This window comes from Prosthecobacter debontii, from assembly GCF_900167535.1.
GTDB classification, from domain to species: Bacteria; Verrucomicrobiota; Verrucomicrobiia; order Verrucomicrobiales; family Verrucomicrobiaceae; genus Prosthecobacter; species Prosthecobacter debontii.
Genome location: NZ_FUYE01000005.1, coordinates 164,655 through 188,095 on the forward strand (window position 1 = coordinate 164,655; position 23,441 = coordinate 188,095).

At 56.0% G+C, this 23,441-nt stretch carries 12 protein-coding genes; 7 read left to right on the top strand and 5 right to left on the bottom strand.

All coding sequences use genetic code 11. The features are described 5' to 3' along the window. Positions 1–28 precede the first annotated feature (28 nt). Together B5D61_RS09345 and murG are read left to right on the top strand one after the other, a co-directional pair. Positions 29–1,204 carry an FtsW/RodA/SpoVE family cell cycle protein gene (locus B5D61_RS09345; RefSeq protein WP_139373157.1) on the top strand — a complete coding sequence of 392 codons (1,176 nt, stop codon included), beginning with the start codon at positions 29–31 and terminating at the stop codon, positions 1,202–1,204. Between the two features lie 6 nt (positions 1,205–1,210). Further along, positions 1,211–2,446: an undecaprenyldiphospho-muramoylpentapeptide beta-N-acetylglucosaminyltransferase gene (gene murG, locus B5D61_RS09350; RefSeq protein WP_176159325.1), complete on the top strand. Its 1,236-nt coding sequence runs from the start codon at positions 1,211–1,213 to the stop codon at positions 2,444–2,446. 165 nt (positions 2,447–2,611) lie between these two features. On the opposite strand, the gene B5D61_RS09355 is transcribed toward murG, so the two are convergent. The 3 genes from B5D61_RS09355 to B5D61_RS09365 all read right to left on the bottom strand — a co-directional run bounded on the left by B5D61_RS09355 (position 2,612) and on the right by B5D61_RS09365 (position 6,853). Then, on the bottom strand, positions 2,612–3,736 hold the full coding sequence (locus B5D61_RS09355; protein ID WP_078813077.1) for a citrate synthase: 1,125 nt from the start codon (positions 3,734–3,736) through the stop codon (positions 2,612–2,614). A gap of 158 nt (positions 3,737–3,894) precedes the next feature. Next, complete coding sequence (locus B5D61_RS09360; RefSeq protein ID WP_078813078.1) at positions 3,895–5,295, bottom strand: transglutaminase-like domain-containing protein; 1,401 nt, start codon at positions 5,293–5,295, stop codon at positions 3,895–3,897. 79 nt (positions 5,296–5,374) lie between these two features. Then, positions 5,375–6,853: a LysM peptidoglycan-binding domain-containing protein gene (locus tag B5D61_RS09365; protein ID WP_078813079.1), complete on the bottom strand. Its 1,479-nt coding sequence runs from the start codon at positions 6,851–6,853 to the stop codon at positions 5,375–5,377. A 617-nt stretch (positions 6,854–7,470) separates the two neighbouring features. Between B5D61_RS09365 and B5D61_RS09370 the strand changes: the two genes are divergently transcribed. The 5 genes from B5D61_RS09370 (at position 7,471) to B5D61_RS09390 (ending at position 22,082) form a co-directional block, all read left to right on the top strand. Further along, positions 7,471–20,160, top strand: a complete 12,690-nt coding sequence (locus B5D61_RS09370; protein WP_078813080.1) for a beta strand repeat-containing protein — start codon at positions 7,471–7,473, stop codon at positions 20,158–20,160. 116 nt (positions 20,161–20,276) lie between these two features. Next, positions 20,277–20,981: a zinc ribbon domain-containing protein gene (locus B5D61_RS09375; protein WP_078813081.1), complete on the top strand. Its 705-nt coding sequence runs from the start codon at positions 20,277–20,279 to the stop codon at positions 20,979–20,981. A gap of 9 nt (positions 20,982–20,990) precedes the next feature. Then, a complete protein-coding gene (locus B5D61_RS09380; protein ID WP_078813082.1) occupies positions 20,991–21,335 on the top strand; it encodes a DMT family protein in 345 nt (114 codons plus the stop codon). A 195-nt stretch (positions 21,336–21,530) separates the two neighbouring features. Next, a complete protein-coding gene (locus B5D61_RS09385; protein WP_078813083.1) occupies positions 21,531–21,833 on the top strand; it encodes a hypothetical protein in 303 nt (100 codons plus the stop codon). 18 nt (positions 21,834–21,851) lie between these two features. Further along, the gene (locus B5D61_RS09390; RefSeq protein WP_139373158.1) at positions 21,852–22,082 is read left to right on the top strand and encodes a hypothetical protein; all 231 of its coding nucleotides are present in this window, start codon (positions 21,852–21,854) and stop codon (positions 22,080–22,082) included. Between the two features lie 32 nt (positions 22,083–22,114). Here B5D61_RS09390 and B5D61_RS09395 read toward each other — a convergent pair whose 3' ends face one another. Both B5D61_RS09395 and modA read right to left on the bottom strand, forming a co-directional pair. Then, entirely contained in the window at positions 22,115–22,546 is a 432-nt protein-coding gene (locus B5D61_RS09395; protein ID WP_078813085.1) for a rhodanese-like domain-containing protein, read from the bottom strand. 57 nt (positions 22,547–22,603) lie between these two features. Next, positions 22,604–23,392, bottom strand: a complete 789-nt coding sequence (gene modA / locus B5D61_RS09400; protein WP_139373159.1) for a molybdate ABC transporter substrate-binding protein — start codon at positions 23,390–23,392, stop codon at positions 22,604–22,606. Between the last annotated feature and the right edge of the window lie 49 nt (positions 23,393–23,441).

A 23,441-nucleotide genomic window follows, 5' to 3' on the forward strand; every position in this document is an offset into this window, starting at 1 on the left:
GTTTCTTGACCTCTGCTCTGCTCCCGACATGGCCAAACGCTCCGTCCTGCTCCTGCTGCTGTCCGTTGCTCTGCTTACGGGGCTGGGGATCACCATGCTGGCCAGCACCAGCTTCTTCACGAAAGAAGGCGGTGGAGAAGACTATGTCACCCTCTGGCGTCAAGGCGTATGGGTGGGCGTCTCGCTCTTTGGCTGTGTGGTCATGGCCACGGTCGATTACAACGTCTGGTTCCGCTGGCGCTGGTGGCTGCTGGGTGGGGCCGCCTTTGGCTTGCTGCTTTGCTATGAATGGCACTTGGCACAGATGCTGGGTTATAAACCTGTGATTGCTGCTCGTGTGAACGGGGCCGCCCGTTGGATCGGGGTCGGCAGCACGCGCTTGCAGCCCTCGGAGTTTGCCAAGCTCGCGCTGATCATTGCCATGGCAGGTTGGTTTGCCACCCATGAAAATCTGGAGCGCACGGTTAAATATGGCCTCCTTCTCCCCGGTTTGATCCTGGGTCTCATCGTCGGCCTGATCGGTGGTGAAGTGGACCTGGGAAATGCCTCGGTCTCCGCTGCGGTTGGGGCAGGCATCATGTTTGTGGCAGGCACCCGCTTCCGTTATCTGGGCATCATCATTGGCGGAGCGCTCGCAGCCTTGGCGGCAGGTATCAAACTGGCTCCGAACCGGTTTGAGCGTGTGATGATCATTTTTGACCTGGAGAAGCACAAGGAAGGTCTCGGTCTGCAGCAGTGGATCTCCCAATTGGCCTTCGGTTCAGGGGGATTGGATGGGCGTGGTCTGGGGGAGGGGCGCATGAAGCTCTCCTACCTGCCTGAGGCGCACACGGACTTCATTTTCCCGATGGTGGGAGAGGAATTGGGCTTCTGGGGCGTCTCGGCCACGGTCCTGTGTTTCATCCTTCTGACCTTCTCCGGGATGTGCATCGCGTCCTATGCTCCGAACCGCTTTGGCAAGCTGCTGGGCTTCGGATTAACATTTTTGCTCTCTCTCGAAGCGCTCTTGAATATGGGCGTGACTACTGCTTTGCTGCCGAATAAGGGATTGCCGCTCCCCTTCGTCTCGTATGGAGGGTCGAGCCTCCTAGCGGCCATGATGGCGGTTGGGGTCCTGATCAACATCCACCGCCAGGGCGTGCATCTGACCTGGGATCAGCTTCCCGTGATCCGCAGAAAGCGCCGCTGGACACCCCAGCTCTGAATCTCCGTGAAATCTAAAAACCCTAAGTCCCTCCATGTGCTCATTGCTTGTGGAGGCACCGGCGGTCATCTGTTCCCAGGCATCGCCGTCGGGGAAGTCCTCTCCGCCCGTGGTCATGACGTGACCCTGCTCATCAGCGAAAAGAAGATCGATTCCATTGCCGCCTCGGGTCATAAGGACCTGCGCTTTGAGAAGATGCCTTTCCTGGCCATGCCTCGGCCCTGGTCTCCGAAGATGTTAGGTTTCCTCTCCGGCCTTTGGAAAGGCATGGCCCAATGTCGCAAGATCATCCGCCAGAATGAAGTCAGCGTTGTGCTCGGCATGGGCGGCTTCACCTCCTTCGCCCCGTTGTATGCCGGGAAGAAGGAAAAATGCCGCACCCTCATTCACGAGAGCAATGCCATCCCAGGCAAAGCCAACAAACTGAATGCGCGCTATGCCAACACCGTGCTGTGTGGCCTGGAGGCCTGTATCCCGCATTTCTCAAAGCATGGAGACGTGCGGGCTGTCGGCACCCCTGTGCGCAGCGCCATGCGCACGCAGTCCCAAGAAGATCCCTATGAGTTTTTCAAACTCGATCCCAGCAAGAAAACACTCCTGATCATGGGCGGCAGCCAGGGCGCCCGCGGCGTCAATCGCGTGGTGGGCATGACCTTGGAGCAGTTTGAAAAAATGGGGATCCAGGTTCTGCACATCGCCGGGCCTACCGATTACGAAGAGGTGCGGGATGTCTATGCCAAGCACCTCATGCTGAGCCAGCACGTGGCGGCCTTCTGCCATCGTATGGACATGGCCTATCGTGTGGCCGATCTGGCGATTGCACGCAGCGGTGCCTCCTCCATGTCCGAGTTGGCGTGGTTCGGTGTGCCCAGCGTGCTCATTCCGTATCCCTTTGCGGCAGATGATCACCAGACCCGCAATGCCGAGGTCTTTGCCTCCGCCGGAGCCGCCCGCCTGCTCACCGAGAAGGAGATGAATGCCGATGTGCTGGCCGACATCGTGCGTGAGATTCTCATGAATCCCGAACGGGCTGAAGAGATGAAGCGCGCGGCCCAGAAAATGGCGGTGCGAGATTCAGCCGAAAAAATCGCGGATCTGATCGAGAAAGGCGAGCCGATGCCCGCCCCGGTCAGTTCCTCCACGGTCAAACCCGCCTCAACAGGGGGGGGCAAGACTCCCAGCACTAAGCCCAAAGGGCCGTCAAATCACAAGGCTAAATCCAAGTCCAAACACCGGCGGTAGCGGCGGCCTGGTGAGGCCTTGCTTTGGCCTTCCATGGTGGCTCACACAAACGATGAGAACGCTGTCAGAGGCTGATCGGAAAGATTCCAGAAACAACAAACCCGCATCCATCGACGCGGGTTTGTATTTTGGGATCGAGTCTGGTTCGCTCGTGATTCGAATGAATTAGCGCTCGTCAATCGGCACCACTTTCTGGCCATACGGACGGCCCACGTATTCGCTGAGCGGGCGGAACAGGCGGTTTTCGCTCCACTGCTCGAGCACATGGGCGGTCCAGCCGCTCATGCGGGCGATGGCGAAGATCGGGGTGAAGAGATCCGTCGGGATGTCCAGGCTGTAGTAAACGGTGGCGCTGTAGAAGTCCACGTTCGCATTGAGGCCTTTGCGCTCACGCATGATCTCAGCGATACGCTCGGACATCTGGATCCACTTGGCTTCGCCCAATTGGGTGGTGAGCTTGATGGCCATCTCACGCAGGTGCGGGGCGCGTGGATCGAGCACTTTGTAAACACGGTGGCCGATGCCCATGATCTTCTTCTTCTGAGCCAGAGCGTCTTCCACCCAGGCGTCCACTTTGTCGGGGCTACCGATTTCTTCCAGCATGTGGATCACGCCTTCATTGGCACCGCCGTGAAGGGGGCCTTTGAGAGCGCCGATGGCGGCGGAGATGGCGGAATACATGTCGCTCAGCGTGGAGGCCACGACACGGGCCGTGAAGGTGGAGGCGTTGAAGCCGTGCTCGGCATGGAGGATGTAGGCCACGTCGAGGGTTTGCTCGGCTTCCTTGCTGGGCACTTCACCGGTCATCAGGTAGAGGAAGTGGGCCGCCTCGCTGAGATCCTTGCGCACTGGCGGCAGGTCCTTGCCGGAGCGAGCGCGGTGGAAGTAAGCGGCGATGACGCCGATCTGGGAGACGAGGCGGATGGCGGTGGCGAGGTTTTCGCTCACGTTGACATCATGGCGGTTCATCTCGTAGCAGCCCAGCATGGAGACGGCGGTGCGCATCACATCGATCGGGCGGGCTTTCTTGGGAGCCGTTTTCAGGAAATCAATGACTCCCTGGGGCAGCTCACGCTCAGCGCGCAGCGCGGTGGTCAGCTTATCCAGCTCAGCGCGGTTAGGCAGCTTTTGATAGAAGAGCAGGTAAACCACTTCTTCGTAGCTGACTTTGCCAGCCAGTTCGTTGATGTCGTAGCCGCAATAAAAAAGGATGCCTTCAGCACCCTTCACTTCCCCGAGACGGGTTTCTGCTGCGACGATTCCTTCTAGACCTTTAGAGACGACTGCCATGGCTGTTTTGTGAGTAAGGGGGTTTTGCGATTGGAAAGAAGTCAGATACGAGGCCGGTCGCCCGTGTCTTCATTCGAGTTAGCTGCAAGCATGCAAAGGCTCAAGGCAAAATACGCAGCAAGACAGTTTCCTGGAAAAACTTGGCCTCGATTATCCCCCTATTGGCCGTGGCCAGCGTGCGAAATTTCTTGCTCACCGCCTAAAGGCATTTGCCAGACCGATGCATCCCGTGGAATGCCCTCCAACTCCATGAAGGGGGCGATCGCAGGATTGGGCTGACTCGTGCGCGCCATGCGCTGGGGAGAGACTTCGGCTGAATACACGCCGTCTTTCTTCCGGGGATTCGATTGCACTCGGGCACTGAGGCTGCGTGGCTCCACCCGTGTCCAGTATTTGGTGGACCAATAGTCGCCCTTCCAGCTCTGTCCCGGGGTGCTACGGACGTAAATGGCGTAGCGGTCAAACATGATCTCCGGCACATAGCGGCTGCCGACTCGGCTGACCAACGGGGGATTGGAAATATCGGGGCGGCCCTCGGTGGATTCGAGCAGATACTCCTTATCATCCAGCTTCACCACCACCCAAGCATGACCTCCCATATCCCCGTAACGGCCGAGGACGACGCGGGCTTGGAATCCTCGTGACATTAACCAGTCGCAGAGAAAGATGGCGGAGTCCTCGCAATCGCCTTGCCCAGCTTTTTGAGTATCGAGGCTGGTTTGCCAAGCATCGGTCGCGTTGGTGGTCTTTTGCCCAGCCGGGTCCTTTGTGTAAATGCAATTGGCGTGCACGGCCGACCAAATGGTGAAGAGTTCATGAATTCGGGAGTGATCCTTGGCAAACACGGCGGGAGGGGCATACCCGGTGAGGAATTCATTCACATAGCGGTAATGGCCTAGGGCGTCGGCCGCGACGACGGCATAGGTCCGGCGGCATTCCGGGCACTCCAGGCCGAGGCTGTGCTGCTGCCGAGAGATGCGGACGACATGGGGGTGCTGGCAATGCGGGCAGGTGCTGAAAAATGTTTCGTCCTGACTCGCTGCAATGATCTCAGGACTGAAATCCTCCAATCGCTGTCCCACGATCAGCAGTGCGCGATAAGCGAGCCCCCCTGTCGTTTGGCGCACTGCACAGGCCAGATGGGTCATGGTCGGCTCCGTGCTTTGCGAGAAGTCGTGAAACTCATCGAGCAGCGCATGCAAGGTGGGGCCGCTGACAATGCAGACCGAGACCCTGAAGTAGCGCGGCACCACCTCCTGGACCCTCTGGGTGATTCGGCCTGCATCATCCAGAGCCATTTCGGGAAATTCAGCCGACAGCCATTGCTCCAACTCGGCATCCACGCGTAAAACTGGATGTCGTGAAGCGATTCGTGCGTAGTTGATGCGATCGACGAGATCCACCTGAAATCGCATTTGGGAATAGGCGGGATCTTCACCACTGCTCCACTTCAAGACCCATTGCTTCCAGGACTCAACCCGCCCATCGCGATAGGCCATCCAACCGCCTGCGAGGGCGAGACCGAGAATAACACTCCAGAGTATGAGGCGAGGCAGCATGAGACAGTATTAATTATAGTATTTATAGGAAAGTGGCGCAACCTCGAAGCCCTCTCCTGACAAAGTGTTTACAACTGTCTCATTCCCACGTCAGGGGTGTCCCCACCGGCAGCAACCTCACCACCCGAGCGATGTCCCAATTGGCCAATCTGAAGCCGCCCAAGCTTTCCTGTTTCTTCATGTAGCCCGGAATGCTGGTGCCATGGAGACCGTAGGGCAGGGGCGTGGCGGCATCCCCTTTGGCGAGATGAATCCAGATCGGACCGACCGGATTGTTGGGCCCAGGTGGGAGAGTTAGCGGCGAGGTGAAAGGGGCCTCGGGTAACCCTGTCGAGAGCAGCTTGGGGCGGGCGAGCACATCCAGGATTTTCCAGGTGCCACGACCACGTAAGCCCGGGCGAGCGACAGAGACAGGGAGGCTGGCAATCAACTTACCACTGCGGCGGACTTCGAGCCTTGCGTTTGAGACGATAGTGGCCGTAATCGGAGTCGTCGGATCGGCAGTCGGTTGCAGCGGTTCTTTCAGGGCTTCATCCAGATCAAAAGGGATCACATTCGGCACGATGAAAAGAGCCCCAGGCAGAATCGGGGCCTTCAGGCCGCTATTGATCCGGCGAAGAAAAGACTCGGAACAGTGATAGCGCTCAGCGACAAACTCCCACACGTTCCGATAGGGAAGGAAGGATGCGGAGGTCAGGTCGGAGAGAGTCACTGCCGGAGGGGGCGACGGAGGCGCGGATTTGCGTCCTTTGGTGGGGAGTGGGTCAGGAGTCGGGCTGATCCAGCGCAGATCTTCACGGCGCAGTTGATAATCGGTGTAAGCACCGCCCATTGCGCGCAAGACTTCGGGCACCTGCCCCATTTCTCCTTTCAGTTCACCGGGGTGTGTGAGCTCGTAAGAGCGCAAGGATGCGTCATAAAGCGGACCATCCGTGCCGTCGATGGGCCCGGCGGAAAAACCTTGTCGATCAAGGTAAGCCTGCATGAGAACAATGCGGGCGACACTGCTGGCCGCGGAGGGTAGGGGACGCTTCAGCAAGACCTTTTCAGGAGTGGAAGGAGGTGTCTTACCGGCAGGAACGGAAACCTTTTTTTCCCGGACGGGCTCAGGAGGCGGGGCCAGTTTTTGCAGGTCGGCCAAACTGGGAATGCGTAGTGTTTGACCAATCTGGATAACGTCTTTCTTCAACTCATTGAAGGCTTTGAGTTGATCCAGCGTCACCCCATGTTGCCGAGCGATCACGTAGAGAGAATCTCCCTTCTGGACGGTGTATTCCAGAGTCGTTTTAGGCGGCCCTTGGGGGAAGGAGCTTGAAGAGCCCTTCGAATCTCCAGATAGAACCTCTCCCTCCGGCGAGCCGATGGGTTCTAAAGGCAGGCCCCAGGAGTTCTGTGGGGTCGCCTCTGGCACCCACCGCCATTTCACCGCCTCTTCCAGGCCCGGTTCAATGGGGGGTATGGGGGGACTTTGAGCCAGCAGCTCCGAGGTAAGGCCCATCATTAATAGGCCCGCTATGCCATACCCCGTGGCACCGAAGGGGGAAATTTTCGCAGCCATGGGCGTTTATCAAACCCCCATTTGGACGGATCACAACCTGGAGTTGGGCTAAATGGGCTCTGCGCGCCTGTTTTAGAGCACCCACATTCACTTCCGATCCGCTGACAAGGATTGCAGGCTGGGAGGATGATGAATTACTCGTATTGCAATACGCCTCACATTTAAACGCCGAGGCGCTTAGTCATGACTGTTGCGCTCGGTTTGGTGAAAAGTGAGATCGTTTTGTATTATTCACCCGAGCGCTAGGCAGGATTTAAATAGGTGAATTCACATTTTTTTCGGATTCGTTTTTTTTGTCGCATCAGAAGAGTCTTTGTGATGAAGTCGCCATTTATTCCAAAAAATCATGGTCTCTTTTAACCCTCAAAATAAAGATTTAACTCTCACATTCTGAAGAAAGAGAGAGACCGTTTAGTCGTTTACCGAGCCCCTGATGGTATCCCACCGCCCATCCCGCGTCTTCCCAACCCTCCAAATTCGCCTTTTCTCCCTAGAGGAGGACGGCGGTTTTTGTCGTTGGAGCGCGTCGTTTCAGCTTCCCCTCCACTGACACGCCGCTAGCGCGCATGCCTATTCTTTAGAGTCCTCCTCCTCGCCTTCAAGTTCCTTCACACGTTATGATGACCTCCCAATCAACATCTACCTCAGCCAATCACCGCCCCCGCCGTGGTCGTTGGCTGAGCCGAGCTCTGGCCACCGTGGCAGTCATGTCACTTCCTGTCGCCTCGGCTCAGACGCTCTGGACGCCGAATCTTCCAGGTAGCTACAGTTGGCAGACGAGCACGAACTGGCTCCCGAATGTGCTGCCCAGTAGCAATGGTGCACTGGCTGAGTTGCTCAATCCGATCGCTCCAGGCGTGCAAACGGTGACTCTCGATGGCGCAGTAACACTGGGGGGGCTGACTTTTTCGAACACTCAAGGCACTAATTTTTTCCTGGCTCCAGGGACGGGCGGGACATTGGCATTCAACAGTGGAGGACTGGGGAATGCGGCTATCGTTCAGACGGGATCGGCGAGCAACGTCATCAGCGCGCCCATCAGTTTGGCGGAAAATTTGAAAGTGCAGGTGGATGCAGGGAATCTGAACTTGGCAGGTGTTATCAGTGGCACCGGATTTGGTCTGGTGAAAGAGGGGGATGGCATGCTGATCCTGAGCGGTGCTAATACCTTTACAGGAGCAAACACTCTCAATGATGGTATTACGCTGGCCTTGGTCAATAATGCCTTTGGTGGAACGGCAGGTGGAACCACCGTCAGTAACGGTGCGACCCTCGCGTTGGGGGGGATCAACGGGAACGGGATCACCGTGACCGACACCTGGACCGTCGGTGGCAGCGGTTACCTTGGACTGGGGGCCATTCGTGGCATGTATGGGGTGAACACGAATGCCCTGAGCGGAAACGTCACCTTCACAGGTGATACCGTCATTCACAATGACGTCGTCGGGACCTTGCAGTTCAACGGGAACATAGTCATGGACCAAAACGTGAGATTCAATACGCACGGTTTCATTTCGTTGAATGGCGTGGTGACTGGCAGCACAGACATCGTCAAGTATGGGCTTAGCGGCTTACGTTTCGCCAATAACACCTCCGCCAATACTTATTCCGGCAGCATCACCTCGATCCTGGGTGAAGTCCGGGCTGAGTTTGTGAATGCTTATCAGAATGTGTCGAGATTCACCATGCGGAACAGCAACCTCCAATTGGTGTTTTTAAATACAGCGAACTCGACAGAGGGCCGCCTGAATGATGCGACTCCGATCGATCTCTATGGCGGTCGTATTCGTCTGGAAAACTCTGGTTTCACGGGGAACCCCGCTTTCAATTTCGCCGAGACCGTGGGAGCCGTGACTCTGAAAGGCGGCGGCAGCATGATGGACATGCGTGGGAATACGACTTCCACCTCGGTGTTGCTGACTCTATCCTCACTCACTCGTGAGGCGATGGGTTCGACTCTCTACATGGAAGTGAACGGCACGATTTCGGGGGCGGCGCAGTTGGGCACCTCCACTCAGTCCCGTATCTTGAATTTAGCCACCGTGAATCATTACAATGGCACCATTGGTGGTTGGGCGACGACTCGTCTGATCAACGGCTCCGGCGAATTCGTCAAATACGGGTCGAATGGTTACACTGCTCTCGTAGCCGCTGATTACTCCACGGATTCTGCTCAGACAACTTGGACCGGCGGCACTCTCAATGTCAAGCTGACCTCCAACGGTGCCACCTTGACAGGTAACCGCAGCATCAACACGATGAATATCTACACCGATACAGCGCGCACGCTGGACCTGGGTGGATTCACCCTGTCCGTGGAAAATGGAGGCATTATGTTTAGCCGCAACTCTTCGGGCGGTCCGACTCATACCATCAGCAACGGTTTCATCACGGCAGGAGCAGGTTCCACCGGGACCTATGAGTTGTTCCTCCATACCGCGAACGCTAACGGGATTGTGTCGGCGGTGATCACCGACAACGGGCTTAATCCGGTGTCAGTCGTGAAAGCTGGTCCGAACACGGTCTCCTTGATGGCCAATCAAGCTTACACCGGTTCCACCTACATGAATGAAGGGGTGCTCCGTGACTTCATCGGTTATCGGTCTTTCGATCCTAGCTACAGCGCGATTCCATCCACCAACATCAATGTGGTGGGCAGCATCGTTGGCCAATCTGTTTTAGAATACGATCGTGACTTCACGCGCGCGCTCGGGGCAGGTTCAAATCAAATTCAATTCACTGGTGGCACGGGTTCGGGCTTCAGTGCCTATGGTAGCCCGATCAAGGTCAACTTCGGTGGCAGTGGCGCTCCAGTGACCTGGGGCAGCACTTACTTCAACCCCAGCATCTTCACCTTGAACGGTGGTAACGCCACTCACGTGGTGACCATGGTCAACCCGCTGGATCTGAATGGAGAAGTCCGTTACATCCGTCTCGACGGTGGCTCTTCGGGTGGTGGACGTGCGGCCATCGGTCGTTTTGAGGGTGATTTATACAATGGTGGGATCGTGAAGCGTGGCGGTGGCACACTGGTCATCGACAATGCCAAGACCTACTCCATGGGAACCACGGTTTCCGAAGGTCTGCTCTGGGTTCGCGGGAACGGGAATCTGGGGACTAACGTCATTGGTAATGACATCGGCATTGGTGGTGCGGGGGCCTTGCACATCGATTCTCCAGCCAATGTGGGGAGCAATCAGCGCATTGTCATTCATAACAGCGATAACAGTAACGCGGCGGCCATCGGCTTCGGCCCTGGTTATGGCGATGGAAGCAACATCGCCTTCCAGAGCTTCAATACGGGGAGCGCTCCGCTTTCATCGGGCGGTAACAACATCTTTGTGACGAACAGCCAGTCGGGGCAAGCCCGTCGTGTCGCCGTGCAGATTTATGGCATGGAGACTGCCGTGGATTTCCCAGGGCTGATTCGCAATGTGGCTCCGTTTGCCGAAGTGTGGTTTGGTGCCACGACCGCCAATGCCATCTTTACAGGTGCGACGATCACGCCAACGGGTAATACGGCAGTGGATACTTCTCGCGCTTTCCGTCTTGGCTCTGGCGGCGGCACCCTAACCATCACCAATGCCAATGTGCTCACGGGAGCTTTCCCTTTGATCGTGGGTGCCCCCGACCAAAACGCACGCACGAACATCGGCGGTGTCATTTATCTTCCGCAGGCGCAAAACTACTCAGGTCAGGTCACCGTGGGTAGCGGTGGTGCTCTGGTCGTCGGCCAAAATGGAGCTCTCAGCACGACTAACAATACGATCAATCTCCGTTCGGGCGATCTCCGGTTGTCTCTCCAGACAGGCACTTATTTCGCGACTGACAGCCAATATGCCGCACGGAATATTGATGTGGCTGGCGGTAACGCGACATTGAGAGCCGAATCTCTTGGTGGCTCGGGGCAGAGCCTGATTACACTCAACACGCTGCGCCTGGATGGAAACGATCGTGTGCTGACGACCTATTCCAGCACCACGCGTCAGAATGGTTTCCTCTTTTTGGGTAAGACGACTTTGACGAACACGTCGGCTGGTAACAGCTACATTGACGTCGGTTTTGATAACCAAGGCTTTAACTCCGGCTTCATCTATTTGATGGGGGTAGTTGAGCAGACTGGCACGGGAGATCGCACATTGATCAAGCGCAATGGCGGCACTTTGGTGCTTGGCGAAGCTAACACCTTCAAGGGAGGCTTGCAAGTTCAGCAAGGAAATCTTGTTTTGACACATCTCTCTGCCGGTGGTGTCGGCACGACCATCACCATGGCGGTGAACAATGACCGCACCGCCCGTCTGAATTTCATGAAGGATGGTTCAGGCCCCTTCCTCTATAACTACCCTCTTAGCTTCACCGGTGGTAACAACGGCAGTAACCGCATCGTGACCGTGGCTCCCGAAACGGTGAGCCCAACCAACGTCAACCAAGAGATCCAGGTGCCCTCCATCAGTTGGGCCGCCGTCGCTAGTGTGACCAACTTTGACCTCATCACCGACGGTGCTCATGGTTATCGTTTTACCGTGAATGGAGATGTGGCCTTGGCTCGCGACATTAACTTCCGCACCCGCGGTGCTCTGACCACGGTCCAAGGAGCCATCACCGGTGCCTTCAACGTCCTCAAAGCTGAGCAGGGAACCCTGTGGCTGAACGGCAACAACACCTACAACGGCACGACCACCATCAATAACGGTTATCTGGTGCTCGGGCACAACAATGCTCTGGGCACTGGCACTTCCGCAGTCACATTTGGTTCCACTGGCACCTCCCAGATCCTGTTGAATGGCGCACGCACCATTTCTCGGAACATTACCAACTCGGCGACAGCGGGTGTCCAAACTCTCGGTGGCTTGGACGGCACCGATCCGAAAACCTTCAGCGGTAGTATCACCATGACCCGCGGTCTCAATGTGAGCGCGATGACGGGTGGCGATGTCAACTTTACAGGTGTCATCAGTGCTGCCGGTGCCCTGAACAAAGTCGGAACCGGAACGGTGGTTTTGAATCCAACTTCTGGCACTGGCAACACCTACACAGGTGGCACGACGGTGACTGCCGGCACCCTGATCGGTAAAGCCCAGACCACCAGTGGTAACCCATTCGGCACAGGTGCCTTCACGGTCGCCAACGGCACAATCCAGCTGGATGGCCGGACCGGAGCCACCAGTTCTGCCATCAGCACGGCAGGTTTGACCGTCAGCGGCGGTGCACGCGTGGTGGTGAATGACCAAGCTTCGGATGCCTTCTCCACCACCTTCGGCTTCTCCACCTTGGCTCGATCTGGCGCTGGCACGGTGACCTTCGTGCCTCAGTTGGGCAATCTCGGTACTCAAGAGTTGATCACCTTCTCAACGAATCCAACTCTGGGGAATGGCATCGTTGGCACCTGGGCGGTTCGCACTGCAAGCGGCAGCAACGCGGCTGCTGATTATGTGACAACGACTGGCTCTGGCCCGTATTCGATCACCACCGCCAGCTACGGCGGCACCGGAAATCTGGACTTGGCTTCTGGGGCCACTCAAGTCTTCAACGCTGGAGCAACCGCCAGCCTGCTGACAGCCAATCGCTCCGTCTATGCCTTCCGCTCGGATGCGGCTGTGGATCTGGCGACCTATAAGCTCAGTGTGGGGAGCAGTGGTCAGGCGGGTATCATCCTCAACAATGGCGCTAGTATTACGGGTAGCACCGGTTCTCAGCTCGATTTTGGTAACAATCAGCTCAATCTCTATGTGGACAGTGCTGCGGTTTCCTCCATCTCGGTGCCTTTGACGAATGTCCGTGACAACTCCACCAACACCTTCTCCACCAATGTGGATCCGGCTGTCAATAATGCTCCGGTCTTTGTGAAGTTTGGTCGTGGAGTTCTGCAATTGAACACCGCTGCTACATTCCAGGGCGGTATCACCGTGAATGAAGGCACGTTGCGTGCAGGGGCCGCGAATGTTTTCCCAACCTTTACCAATCTCAACGCGGTGAGTGGTTCGATCGTGACCATTTCTCCTGGGGCAACAGTCGATCTGAATAACTTCGACCAAGAGTTTGGTAACCTCTCAGGAGGTCGGGCAGGGGCTGAGTTCCAGTTTGCCGGAGGTGTGCTGAATCTGGGTGCTGCCAAACTGACGGTTGGACGTGAGTCTCCTGGCACCACCGCCACTCAAACCTTCTCGGGACAGGTCGTCGGCGGAGCAGGTTCCCGCATCATCAAAGTGGGGTCGGGACGCTTGGTGCTGGATAACATTAGTGGGAACACACCGAACTCCCTGGATGTGCTTGAGATCAATCAGGGGATCGTGAGAACATGGCTCAACGACCAATCCTGGGCCACACCGACCTCCTTTGCTTCTTCCATCCCGAGCACGACGACAGTCTTGCTGCGCGGTGGTGAGTGGGAAGCCTATGCCATTGGTGATAGCACCGGTAACCAGCAGATCATCCAGCTCGGCAATAATGTTATTCATCAAGGTGGAGATTCAATCATCGATGCCAGCCGTCCTACGGGAGGTGGTGGCAATAAATTGCTGACGTTTGGAACGCTCACCTTGGATGTTCAAAGGTTCCTTTCCACGGGGGCGAACACCTATATCCCACGTTTCGATGGTCTCACGACGCTCACGAATCACGCCCGTGTTCAAAACGATTCTCAACTTGTCTTAGCCGGCGGAATCAGTGACGGGGGCAATTATTACACTCTGACCAAGATTGGTGCCTCTGACCTGACGATTGATAAAGACAACAGCGCCACCTGGAGCGGTGGTCTGGTCATCACCCAAGGCACCCTTTATTTGGGCACGCGCGGTGCGGATGAGATCCGGGCCCCCGGTGTGACGCTTACCCTCAATGCTCAGGCGAATGCCGGCACGGGCGACATCATCTTGAACCAAGGCTTCACCACCACTACGGCAATCCGTATGGCGGCTCCGAGCAACGTTTTGACCGCCCAAGGTCAGCGTTTGCAGACCTTTGGTTCGGAGACATCCGGCACTGTTCGTATTGATCTGGGCACCGACGCTCCGCTTTCGAGCTATGGCCTGCGCTCCACCAGCAATGGCAGCATCTCCTTAGGCTTAGGTGATGGTGGCCTTTACACCAGCACCCTGGACCAGGCCGCTATGGGCAGTGGCCGCTGGGGGATCTCGGCCTTCCAAGGCGCGACCTTCTATATGCCATCGACTCTCGGTGTCGGTTTTGACAATACTTACCGCTTCCTGGGCACCAACGGCGGTGTGTTGGGTCTTGTTAGCGCAAATGTTTTGACGGGTGATAACTCCGTGGTCTTGGGGCGCTCCCCCTTGAGCGTGGGTAACGTGCCGACGAACTCGATCGCTCAGATCAGAACGTATGGAAACCAAAACTACACAGGCAACACCACCATTCACCGCGGTGCGGATTATGGTTCCATTGGCAACATCCTGATTTTCCACGGTGACTATGCGACTCCTCAATTCGAGGTCTATGGGCGCTTAGAAGCACGTGGTGACGGGCGCTTCACCAATGACGCTGGAGCTCAGGTGAATGATGTGATTTTGCGTCCCGGTGGTGCCCTGCGTCTCGACTACAACATGGACGTGAACGATCAATTCGTGATCGCACGTCTCGAAAACAGTAACCTCGGCTTTTCGACCCACGAGAACAAGTGGGGAGATAATGAACCCATGATCTTGGATGGTGCTCAATTCGGCATCATTAACAGCAGTGGTCGTGTGAATAGCGAAACGATCGGTGAAGTTACCGTCAAGGGCGGTGCTGGCATCTTCCTGGAGCGTAACGGCACCAACGGTCAGCCGATCCTTATCACCAATGAAGGCATCGTGCGTGATGGTCAGGCTGTTCTCGCGCTGCGTAATACCACTGTGGCCGAATTGGGCAGCAGTGCGCTACAATCTCAGAAGTTCTACATCAATGATCCAGCTTGGGTTGCTGCCAACATGCACAATGGCATGTTCGATCCATGGTTCTTCAGCGCCACCAACCTGGGCTATCTCAGTTACAACACCGATACGGGCGTGGTGAACATGCCGTATGTCACAGGCACGGGCGCTAGCTTCCTGGCCGGTCTTACCAACACATCCGTAGCTCACTACAGCACGGCTGGAAACGCCACTCTCAGTGGAACGGTCAATTCCTATGCCTTGCGTGTCACAGGCACGACGACGCTGACGGGGCAGCAGATCAACCTCCACAGCGGTGGCTTGATCACCAACGGAGCGGTGACCATCGATTCCAACCTCTACTTTGGAAACGGCACGACTCCTGTGGAAGGGATCATCTATGCCGCTGATAACACGCTGACCATTAATGGCAAGGTGACCGCTGCTAATCTGACTCGTGGCGGCCCAAGCACTGTGGTTTTGGCCAACACCACCAATGCCATTACAGGTAACATTCAGGTTAACGGTGGCACTCTGATTGCGAACGGCCCAGGAACACTCGGCACGGCCTCGACAATCACCCTGCATGCTGACTATCATAACAACAACAACGGCTCTCAGATGCCTGTGTTGTCTCTTCGCACGGCAAGCACGGACGAGACATTCAATCACGAGATTGTCATTGCTCAGAACGTGCCGATCGCTCGTATCGATCTGAACCGTTTTGGCTCGGTTGCCTTGCCTTCCACTCGGACCATTACCATTCCGACATTGACGGTTAAAGGAACCGATGGGGCAGGCGGCACGTTGCTTCAGATCGAGAGTAACACTCCGAATAGCAACCTTTTTTACAACCTCACCGTCAACGGAGAAACTAAACTGCAAGGTAGCAGCGGCATCGGTATTCGTGTGAATACTGCAACGACGACCTTTAACGGCGCTGTAACCAGCACGGCAGCCATCACAAAAACGGGTAATGGTGTGCTCCGCTTCAACAGTGCCAGCAATTCACTGACGGGTGACTTTATCCTCAATCGTGGGGAGTGGTTCACTGTGGGGGATACCGCCACAGTCGGCGGCACAGGTAACATCATCTCCAATTTTGGTGTTATCCGTATGGCGAATACTTCTGGAACAACTGGGATTCGCTTCAGCGCACCCAATCAGACGGTTACAGTGAATGGCCAGACGACGTTCGTGAACCAACGTGTGGGATCCACCAATGCTCATATTTCCATCGGTGCCACGAACAATACCAACGGGAATATCTTTACCACCAACAACAGTCCTTGGATCATCTTCCAGGCGGCCAGCTTTGGTGATCAGATCAACATCAATAGCTCGGTGGTGATCAATGATGCGCCTTGGTTTAGAACAGACAGTGCGTTCACGCTGTTCCGCAATGGTTCGGTCGTGTCTGGTGAGGGTAAGCTCAACAAAGCTGGGACTTATCTTCTGGCCTTTGATAATAATGCCCCTAACACCTATGCTGGTGGCACTGATGTTTGGGCGGGTGAACTTCAAGTTCGTCAAGCTAACGGGACGTTGGGTCAAGGTGCCGTTCGGGTTTTCGCCGGGGCTTCTTTGGCGGTTCGCGGTATCTCGTCTCTAGGGGCCACGGGTGTGACCCAAATTGTGACGAGCAATAGTGCATTCCCAGTGATTGGACTGCGTGGAAATGATGGTGCGGCAACTTTCTCCGACACCTTCAATTCCGTGATCAATCGAATTGCAACGACAGCCACTATTGTTGGGAACGGTAATGGTATCTTGGCGGTCTCAGGAGGCCAAACTCTCGCCGTCGATCCTGATTTTTATGGGCGTAACGGGGGCATTTTTGCCAACTGGTGGCTCGGATCTCAGGAAGGTAGCGGCACCGTGAGTGCCAACAGCCTCATGCCTTGGGGACCGATGGGCGATGAATATCGCCTCGGTGGTGGTCACAATGGCACGGTGACCATGAACCCTGCGTTGGCGGGTTCTGACCAGCTTTCTGGCACATCTCGCTTAGTGGTAGGCGGTGGTCAAAACGTGATGGGCTATGGTGGTGTAGCCATCGGCAGCAACGCTAGCAATTCCTTCGAAGGAGGAACCTTGGTTTCTCGCACACGTGACTTGTCTGGCGCGTTTCGAGGCGCTCCATTAATTCTACAAGGTGGCCAGGTAGGGGCGTCCAGCTACCGTTCCATGCTCGGTTTTGGCGATGTGGATGTGTTCGGGGAAATTCGTATGGAGGGGGGCAGTAGCACTCTGCGTGGGGCAGCTGGCGCGAATCTTAACAATTTGATCTTCCATCCTGGGTCTCGCATTCGGTTCGATAACGGCACCGTGTTCGCTTATGCTGGTAGCCAAGGGCGTTGGGCGGACAGCACGGGCATGACCTTGAACACTGCAGTTCTGGAAATGTATGGTGACGATACCAACAATGAGTTTAACTCGGAAACGATTGGCAACTTGACAATCGGTGGTGGCTCCGAAGTGGCCCTGCGTCGGCGTGGAAGCAACTGGGCCGAACTGAAGGTGGGTGACATCATTCGTTCGGGAGATGGCACTCTCATGATTACGACGATGGTGGACAGCACCAACACGGCTAACATTCTCGGTGCTTCAGGAACAGCTTCTGCACTTCGTCTCATCGCTGCCAATGGCTCGTCTTTGGTGGATTCCCAAGGAATGGTAGAGCCTTGGATATTCAGCCGCGTGGATAGCCAATTCTTGAAGTATGATTCGACCAATGGCTTCCAATTGATCACTCAAGGAGGCGCGCCGTCGAACTACAAAGCGATCACGACAACGACACTCACTCCCGGAACCGTGGTGCCAGCCAACGATGGTTCGGAAATTGTCAGCCTGGAAGGAAGTGCTACCTTCACTCTGGGTGGAAACTTGGATGTCCATGCTCTGCGCGTTCAGCGTGATATCAACACCAACGCCGCCGCTGGCTACGACAGCATTACCATCCGCAGCGGTGGTTTGATGCAGGTCAGCAGTAACTCGCCGACGATTAACGCCAACCTGTATTTCGGCGTCAATGGAACCAAGGAAGCCTTCTTGTCTGCCAGCAATAACACCCTGCAGCTCAATGGTAAGATTTACGCCACTAAGGTGGTCAAATCAGGCACTGGGTTCGTGAACATCCGCTCTGAGCAGTCTCAGTTCACGGGGGATTGGGTGGTTAACGGCGGTGGCATTCAGTTCTTGACCCCAGGCGCAGCCAGCACGGGTCAGGTCTTCTTGAATGGCAGCCGCATGAACGACCGCGACAATACGTTTAACCTGACGGAGGTTCGTTATAACTTCAATCCGGGCACTCCTGATGTCTTCACCTGGACGGGTGGCAAGATCACGGCGACCGATTACAACCGTATTTATGGGATCTCGGCGACAGACCGCACCATTCAGATCCCTGCGATTGATCTGAAGACGACCAATGCAGTGGCTGGCACCGGCCAAGAAGGCGCCGTCGTTCTGCGTATGGACGGTCTCCGCAGCGTGATGCGCACAGGCGCGGTGACCTTGTATGATCACTATTTGCTGAACATTGAGACAGATCGTGGTGGCCCTGGAGCAACCACAGGAGTCCAGCTCGGTAGTGGCACAGGTGTCAATGGCATTTACAACCAGGGATTGTTCGATGTTCGGAAGATCGGTATCGGTATGCTGATCCTGGGTGACAACAGCTCTAGCTTTATTAACGGTCGCACCTTCACCATCGGTGAGGGAGGTGTCCGTGTGATGCACAATGGTGCCTTTGGTGATGCCAGCATCAGCGCGATCATCAACCCGACAGGAGCCCTCGAGATCGGTGTTCCTAATTGGACTCCGACCGCGAATTTGACTCAAGCATGGGGTTCGACAGAGCGTTGGGCTGTGAACCAGGCTCGTGGCAGTGGTAACTACACTCTGCCGACCGGTGTTCACCTCCAGATCATGGCCAGCCAGACCGGCACGCGCACCATCGACCTCGATGGAGGTTCCATCATGGGCTATCTGCCTCTCGACTGGGAGCAAGTGGCCGTGAACCATACTCTGACCAGTGGAATCACCGTCAATCTGTTGTCCGACTCTTATCTGGGGCAGCTTTACCCAGCCGGCACCTCGAACGGTAGCAACCACTTCATGTATGACATGGGCAAGATGAACACCACCACGAACCTGAATCCGAATGATCCAGGTCTGCGCGGCTCCTACCTGCACATCGATGGCAACATCACCGGTAACTTCGATCTCACGAAGGTTGGCCAGGACATGATCATCCTGAGTGGTGCTGCCAACAGCTTCCGTAATACCAACATTGAGAATGGTGTTCTCCAGATTGGCCGCAATAATACACTGCCAGTCACGACTGAGCTGACGACTCGGTTCTCCGGCATGTTCGATCTGAACGGCTACAACCAGGAAGTGGCTGCCCTCAAAGGCACAGGTGGTTCCATCCACAACGGCGGCTTTGACTACAATACGCTGACCGTGAATCAGTCGACGAACACGGTGTATGGCGGTCAAATCAATGGCTCCACCAACTTGGTTAAATCCAATGCCGGTGAATTGACACTGAGTTCGGCCAATAACGCCTATGTGGGTGACACCAAAATCAATGCGGGCCGATTGGTCTTGACGGGATCTGGAGCGATCAATGAAAGCCGCTGGATTCAGGTGGGGGCAGGTGCTGGTTTTGATGTCAGTGCCCGCACGGGAGGCAGCTACTCCTTTGACGGGGTGATCAGTGGAGGTGGTGTCGGTGCTCTGCGCGCTGACAATACCAACCGTGGCAGCATCCTCGGGTCTCTGGTCGTAACGGATGCTATCGGACTTGTCGGCCGCAAAGGCACGCTCGCTCCAGGTCTCAGCAGCACGGGCGGACTGAGCAATGCCGGGGACCAGATCGGTCATCTTTACATCAGTCAAAACCTCACTTTGGCCGCAGGCACAGCGACCGATCCTGTGGAACGCCTGACACTGCAACTCGGCGGTGCGACGACGACTCTGACAGACCTGGGATGGAATGGCGAGGACTACTCCACATTCATTTTGGGCTTGGGCACTGGCACTGCAGATCAACAGGGCGCTCTGAACGGCACTTTTGGTAATCTCAGCGGCCACGACTACGTGAATGTTGGGGGAGAGTTGAACCTCAATGGAGATGGCACGATTCGAGTGAGCTACTCTAGCAACTATGCCCCTCAGGTCGGTGATGTTTTCAACCTGTTGGATTGGACGACGATCTCCAATGTAGGCTTCTCGGCGGGTTCCGCTCAGCGTCTTGGTGGTGGCTATGAAAGTTCAGATTTGTATCTGCCTACCCTCTCTCCTGGGTTGAGCTGGAACACCAGCCTGTTTGCCAATTACGGCGTCCTGGTTGTCGTGCCTGAGCCAAGTCGTGCGCTGCTGCTGATGGGTGCTCTTCTGGCCCTGGGCTTCCGCCGCCGCCGCGCGAAATAAATTGGGAGTCGGTAGATTTCCTTGGTAAGACCTCCGCCTTCAATCGGGCGGAGGTCTTTCTTTATCTGAGGAAGGTCCTTGCGTCAGCAGTGAAGTCTGCGCCATCATAGGGGACAATGCTGCCGGAAATCACCCAATTGCTCAAACTCCAGGAGCGCGATCAGCGCATCCGTAGCCTTCAAAAGGAACTCAAGGATATCCCCAAAAACGAAGCGATGGCCAAAATGCAATTGGCTGGGGACCAAGCCGCCACGGACTCAGCCACTCAAAAGGTCAAAGAAATCGAGGTCAAAATTAAGGGCGTGGAGCTCGATATCGCCACCCGCCAGAATTCCATCAAACGCCTTCAGGATCAGCAGTTTGAAACACGTAAGAATGACGAATTCCAAGCCTTAGGACACGAAATCAAGCGTTATGAGGGAGATGTCAGGGCTTTAGAAGATACGGAGCTGGAGCACATGGAGGCTCTGGAGGAGGCCAAAGCCGTGCTCAAGGAAGCTCAGGCCAAGCTGGCGGTCACCCAGGAGCGAGTGAACGGAGATTTGAAAACACTGGCCATCCGAGCAGAAGGGGTCAAAACGCGGTTGGCCTCGGAAGAAGCGGAACGTGCTACGGCAGCGGCACCCGTCGAAGCACCAGCCCTGGATCTCTACAATCGACTCTTTACCAAAAAAGGTGATTCGGCAGTGGTTGCACTGACGAATGGGATCTGCGGGGGCTGTCACATGAAAGTGGTGATGGGTACCATTCAGCAACTGAAGGCTGGGGAGACGATCACCCAGTGTGAAAGCTGTGGGCGTATTTTATATTTGGTGGAATAACCTTTGAGTATGGACTGGCCGGTTGCCAAAGCGGTAGGGCTGTTGTTTGCCTCGAATGTCTTCATGACCTTCGCGTGGTATGCTCATCTCAAGGATATGAAGGCCAAGCCGTGGCTCATTGCGGCGCTTTTGAGCTGGGGCATCGCATTATTCGAATACCTGCTCCAGGTGCCGGCCAATCGGATTGGCAGCACCGTTTTGAGCCTACCTCAGCTTAAGATCTTGCAGGAAGTGATCACGCTGACGGTCTTTGTCCCCTTTGTCCTGTTCTACATGAAGCAGCCCCTGAAATGGGACTACCTCTGGGCGGCACTGTGCATGTGTGGAGCAGTTTACTTCATCTTTAGAAAGTAGCTGGCTCAAACACGATGGGAAATCAGGCATAGAAGGTTGCTGATAGGTGGCGGAAACGTGGCTTGCACCGTGGAGCCAACCCACCGGCCTAACCAACTTGTGAGTATTCCTTGTCTTCGTCCTGTCTTTGCCTCATTGGTCCTTTTGTCGCTGCCTGCGTAGGCGTTAGATGCCTGGGTGCTGGCGGATGGGCGTATGTTTGAGGCTCAGGTGAAGGAGGCGACACCGGGAACAGTCCTGTTCACCATGGACACGGGGGCTGATCAGCCTTTGGAAATCACGAAACTTTCGGAGCGTAGTAAAAAACAACTCATTGAGTTGTTAGGCCTCGGTGCCACGGCGGTCACCCCTGTGGCTCCGATGGCTGCCGTAGCTCCGGCCCCAGAGACTCTGCCATCTGCGGCGACCCCGGGCATGCCTTCGACTCCCGCTCCGGCTGCGGCCATGGTCGCGGTGGCTCGTGACCCCAATGCGGTGAATGCCAAGGATGTGGGGTGATTGGAAGCCAACTTTGGCTTGGCTACGACCGTGGTTGGGAAGGTAAAGCGCGTGGCCACGCTTGGGAGCAGTGGTCACAAACTGATGGAGTTCGAAGGCACCGATTTCAATATCGCCATCAATCGTCGTCAGGCTGAACAGCTCGGGTCGTGCTTTGATGGATTGCCGGGTAAGACCGTTCAGATCAAAGGTAAGATCAGCAAGTATAACGAAAGTTGCAAACTCAGATCAACGCTCCATCTGAATTGAGCCTCGTGCAATGATGCCTGACTGCTACGCCCTCATTTACTCACGGGCTGGCCGGCTTTGAGCCAGGCGTCCAGTCCGCCTTTGAGGATAACGAGTTGTTTGAATCCTTGCTGGGAAAGCTGCACAGCGGCTTTCTCGGAGCGTCCCCCCAAGGCACAATAAAGCAGGTAAGGCTTGTCGTGATCGAGTTGAGCCAGCTTGTCAGCGGTGCTGCTCTGGAGGAAGTCATAGTGGTGGGAGCCCGTGAGGCGACCTTCTCGGGTGATTTCCTCGGGCATGCGCAGGTCGATCACCGTTGCTTCGGGGTGGGCCGTGAGCCAAGCGGCCACTTCTAACGGGGAGAGCTGCTGCACGCTGGCCGGGAGCTGAATCTTCGGAGGGCCGAGTTCCACATTATCCGGGAGAGGAGCGGCATCGATTGCCGCGTAGGTGAAGCAGATCAGGAGAGACCAAAAGAAACGCATGACGGACAGAGGGATAAGTGTGGAATCAAGAGGCACGGCTGTCGGAAATGAGCGGGTTCAGTTCGCTCGACTTCCTGCGGGTAAAAAACCATGGCGTTGAAAGACTGCAGCTCCTCGATCCAAAGCGACCAAGTAACGAGCGAATTTCAAGGCTTCATCAGGTGAGTTGGCGCTGGTGAGGACAGCCGCACAGGCTTTTTCTTCGTGGTGAGAGAGTTCGGGCACGCGGATCATCTCCAGTTCAGGGTGCTGCGGCATCAGGCTATCCCAGATGAGGGTGGCGTCCACGGTGCCTAGCTTGGCATCGGCAGCCACCTCGGTCACGCTCGGCTTCATGACGATGGCTTTGGAAGCCAGGGCCGTCCAGCGCGCCCCGAGCAATCGCTGAGTGATCTTACCGATGCTGGCGGCTTCGGGATTGGTCAGAGCGAGGCGAACATCTGGTCGCTCCAGATCGGTGATAGTGTGGATGTTTTTCGGGTTACCTCTGGCCACCACAATCACGGGATGTTGCAGTGCCACGGGGATGACTTCGCGGATGACCTTGAGCTTTTGGGCCTCGTCCATCGCTCCTTCGTCGGCAGCCAGGAAGAGATCTCCTTGGCTGGCGACTCTGAGCTGAGCCAGCAGAGTGCCGGTGCCTCCGAATTGCAGAGAGACCTGCACGCCGAACTCCTTTTCATATTGAGCGGCTAATTCTTCCACCGGGCGTTTCAATCCGGCGGCGCAATACACCGTCAGCGTCTTGTGCGCGGAACTGCTGCTGAAACGCTTCGAATTCAGACCGAAAAACACCAGAGCGCCAGCGGCCAAGACGAGGCAAAAAAGAATGAGTTTTCGGGTCATGATCAGGGGACGAGGATGAGGCAAACCAGCGTGAGCAAAGCCAAGCGAT